The organism is Roseateles sp., assembly GCF_036486225.1.
Lineage (GTDB): Bacteria > Pseudomonadota > Gammaproteobacteria > Burkholderiales > Burkholderiaceae_C > Roseateles.
Genome location: NZ_DASVNZ010000259.1, coordinates 1 through 3,318 on the forward strand (window position 1 = coordinate 1; position 3,318 = coordinate 3,318).

Annotated in this window: 3 protein-coding genes; 1 reads left to right on the forward strand and 2 read right to left on the reverse strand. The window is 71.3% G+C overall.

The features are described 5' to 3' along the window. The coding region (locus VF536_RS17240) for a phospholipase D-like domain-containing protein (protein WP_331616090.1) at window positions 1–628 on the forward strand (628 nt) is incomplete at its 5' end. A gap of 122 nt (window positions 629–750) precedes the next feature. On the opposite strand, the gene VF536_RS17245 is transcribed toward VF536_RS17240, so the two are convergent. Together VF536_RS17245 and VF536_RS17250 are read right to left on the reverse strand one after the other, a co-directional pair. Beyond that, window positions 751–2,028, reverse strand: coding sequence for an alpha/beta hydrolase (locus tag VF536_RS17245; protein WP_331616091.1), 1,278 nt, complete (start codon window positions 2,026–2,028; stop codon window positions 751–753). A 145-nt stretch (window positions 2,029–2,173) separates the two neighbouring features. Then, window positions 2,174–3,318: histidine ammonia-lyase (locus VF536_RS17250; protein WP_331616092.1), on the reverse strand; the 1,145-nt coding region annotated here is incomplete at its 5' end.

Consider the following 3,318-nt stretch of genomic DNA (forward strand, 5'->3'; position numbering starts at 1 on the left):
GCGCATCCGGATGCCGCGCGGGGAACACCGCCGGCGCGACCCCGAACGGCTGCCGCCGGTGCGCGCGGCCTTCGTGCTGCGCGACAACCTGCGCCAGCGCCGCACCATCGAGCGCGCCTACGTCGACGCGATCCGCGCCGCGACGGCGCGGGTGGACCTGATCACACCCTATTTCTATCCGGGGCAGCGCTTCCGCCGCGCGCTGAAGGACGCGGCCCAGCGCGGCGTCCAGGTGCGGCTGCTGCTCCAGGGCAAGGTCGACTACAAGATCGCGGCGCTGGCCGCGCACGCGCTCTACGACGAGCTGCTCGGACACGGCGTCCAGATCTACGAGTACACGCCGGCCTTCCTGCACGCCAAGATCTGCGTCGTCGACAACGACTGGGCCACCATCGGCAGCTCCAACATCGATCCGCTCTCGCTGCTGCTGAATCTCGAAGCCAATGTCGTCGTGCGTGACGCCGCCTTCGCGGGCGACGTGGCGCGGGAGTTCGACGCGGCCGTGGCGAAGTCGCTGCGCGTCGAGCCGACCGCCGGGCGAGGGATTCGCGGCTTCCTCGGGCGAGCGCTGGTGGCTTGGGTCGCCTACGTCTACCTGCGGGTGGCAGGCGCTACCGGGCGATACTGACTGCGGGTTGCCAAGCGCGGGCTCTCCACGCAGCAGGGGGCATCCCTCCGGGAACCCCCAGCAGCGTTCCGGCCCCACTCGCAGCCGTGGACTTCATCGGCTTGGGGCCGATGACTGCGAGGTCACTTGGTGTAAGTGCCGGGGCCGGGCGGCATCGACGAGCGCACGTTCGTCGGGAACGGGTCCTGTTGCGTGCGGTTGGCCGAGCCGGACCTCGTGTTGAACTGCTTGTCGATGAAACGCAGCATCGGATCGACGCGCGCGGCCCAGCTGCCTTCATCGTGCGTCGCGCCCTGGACTTCCTGATAGCCGATGTCCGACGCGGCCCAGCCGCGCGCGAAGAGGACCGAGCGCAGCTTGCGCAGCTGCCTGATCGAGTCGGAACCTTCGTTCGTGCCCATGTCCAGCCACAGCTTGGGACGCGGCTGCGACATCGGCAGCGGCGTCTTCTGCGTGTCGCGGATCGGGAACTCGTTGTCCCACCACAGCGACGGCGAGACCACCAGCGCCGAGCCGAACACGTCGCCGTGGTGCACCGCCAGCCACAGGCTCATGATGCCGCCCAGCGACGAGCCGCCCACCGCCGTGTGCGCCGCATCCGGCAAGGTCCGGTAGCGTGCGTCGATCGAGGGCTTGAGCTGCTCGATCAGGTAGCGCGCATAGGCGGGCGCGAGACCGCCGCGCGTGTCCCCTTCATATTTCATCGCGGTGGCCGTGTACTCGTCGATGCGGCGCGAAGTGTTGTTCACCGCCACGATGATCAGCGGCTGGATCTGACCGTCGACGACCAGGCGCTGCGCGGTCTCGTCGACCTGCCATTCGGCGCCCGCCGCGGCGGCGTCGAAGACGTTCTGGCCGTCGTGCAGGTAGAGCACCGGATAACGGCGCTCGGTGTCGCGCTCATAGTTGGGCGGCAGCCAGACCTGCACCGGCCGCTGGCCGACGAAGTTGCCGGGCAGCGGCGCCAGCCGCTCGATGGTGCCGGCGCGGCTCAGCGAGATCGGCGCGCCTGGCGCGTTGAAGGCGCGCGAGACGCGCACCTCGTCCGAGACCAGTTCCAGCGACCGGTTGGAGCCGGTCTCCCAGTCGCCTTCCGGATCCCTCTGGCCGGGATGCTCGACGTGGAACTTGTACGGGACGTTGCCGCCGGGCGGGATGCGCTCGAAGACCGCGGAGACGCTGTACCAGCCCTCGCGGCCGAGTCCCGCGGACGGGGCCACCAGCGAGCGCCCCCAGTTCAGCGGCGCCGCGCCGCCGCGCACGCCGACGATGTCCTTGGCGGGGTCGAAGCGGCCGGCGGCGATCTCCTCGCGCATGTCGATGTCGAAGACGACCTTGGTCGCGGCGAAGGCGTGCGGCGCGACGAGCAGCGCCGCGATCAGCAGCAACAGGCTGGTCACGAAACGCACAAGCAGGGGCGAAGCGCGTTCCGGCGCGGGGAGGGTGGAAACGCGGACGGCGCGCGGAGGGCGCGCCGTCGAGGCGGTGTGTGGCATGCGGGGCTCGCGCGAAGATGGCGGGCCCGGCCCGCCGATGCCCCGGATGTTAGTCGAGCACGACCATCTCCGTGCGCGCGCGCAGCAGCGCGGCCGGCCCGCGCGGGCCGTCGTCGTTGACCAGCACGAAGGCGCGCTCGATGTCTGGCGCCAGGTAGTGGTCGGTGGACATGGCCGGGCAGCGCTCGCGCAGCAGCGCATGCACGTCCTCCAGCGGCGCCGAGCTGCGCAGCGGGCGCAGGAACTCGATGCCCTGCGCGGCGGCCAGCAGCTCGATGGCGACGATGTGCGCGGTGTTGTCCAGCATCGGACCCAGGCGACGCGCGCCGAAGGTGGCCATGGAGACGTGGTCCTCCTGGTTGGCGGAGGTCGGCAGACTGTCGACGCTCGCCGGATGCGCCAGCGACTTGTTCTCGCTGGCCAGCGCCGCGGCGGTGACGTGCGCGATCATGAAGCCGGAGTTCAGGCCGGCGTTCTCCGTGAGGAACGCGGGCAGGCGCGAGACGCCGGTGTCGATCAGCATGGCGATGCGGCGTTCGGCGATGGCGCCGACCTCGGCGATCGCGCAGGCCAGCGCGTCGGCGGCCAGCGCCACCGGCTCGGCGTGGAAGTTGCCGCCGCTGACCATGGCGGCCGGGCCGTCCTCCGGCGCGAACACCAGCGGGTTGTCCGTCACCGCGTTGGCCTCGCGCAGCAGCACGTCGCGGACGTAGCGCGACTGGTCCAGGCAGGCGCCCATGACCTGCGGCTGGCAGCGCAGGCAGTAGGGATCCTGCACGCGGTCGTCGCCGTCGCGATGGGACTGGCGGATCGGGCTGCCCGCGAGCAGGGCGCGGTAGGCGGCGGCGGATTCGATCTGGCCGGGCTGGCCGCGCACCTCATGGATGCGGGGATCGAAGGGGCCGTCGCTGCCGCGCGCGGCGTCCAGGCTGAGTGCGCCGCTGACGATGGCGGCGGCGTAGACGGTTTCGAAGCGCAGCAGGCCTTCCAGGGCCAGCGCCGTCGAGGTCTGCGTGCCGTTGATCAGCGCGAGGCCTTCCTTGGCCCCGAGCACCAGCGGCTTCAGGCCGGCCTTCTCCAGCTCCGCGAGCGCGGGCTTGCGCTGGCCGTCGACCAGCATCTCGCCTTCGCCCATCAGCGCCAGCGTCATGTGCGACAGCGGCGCCAGGTCGCCCGAGGCGCCCACCGAGCCCT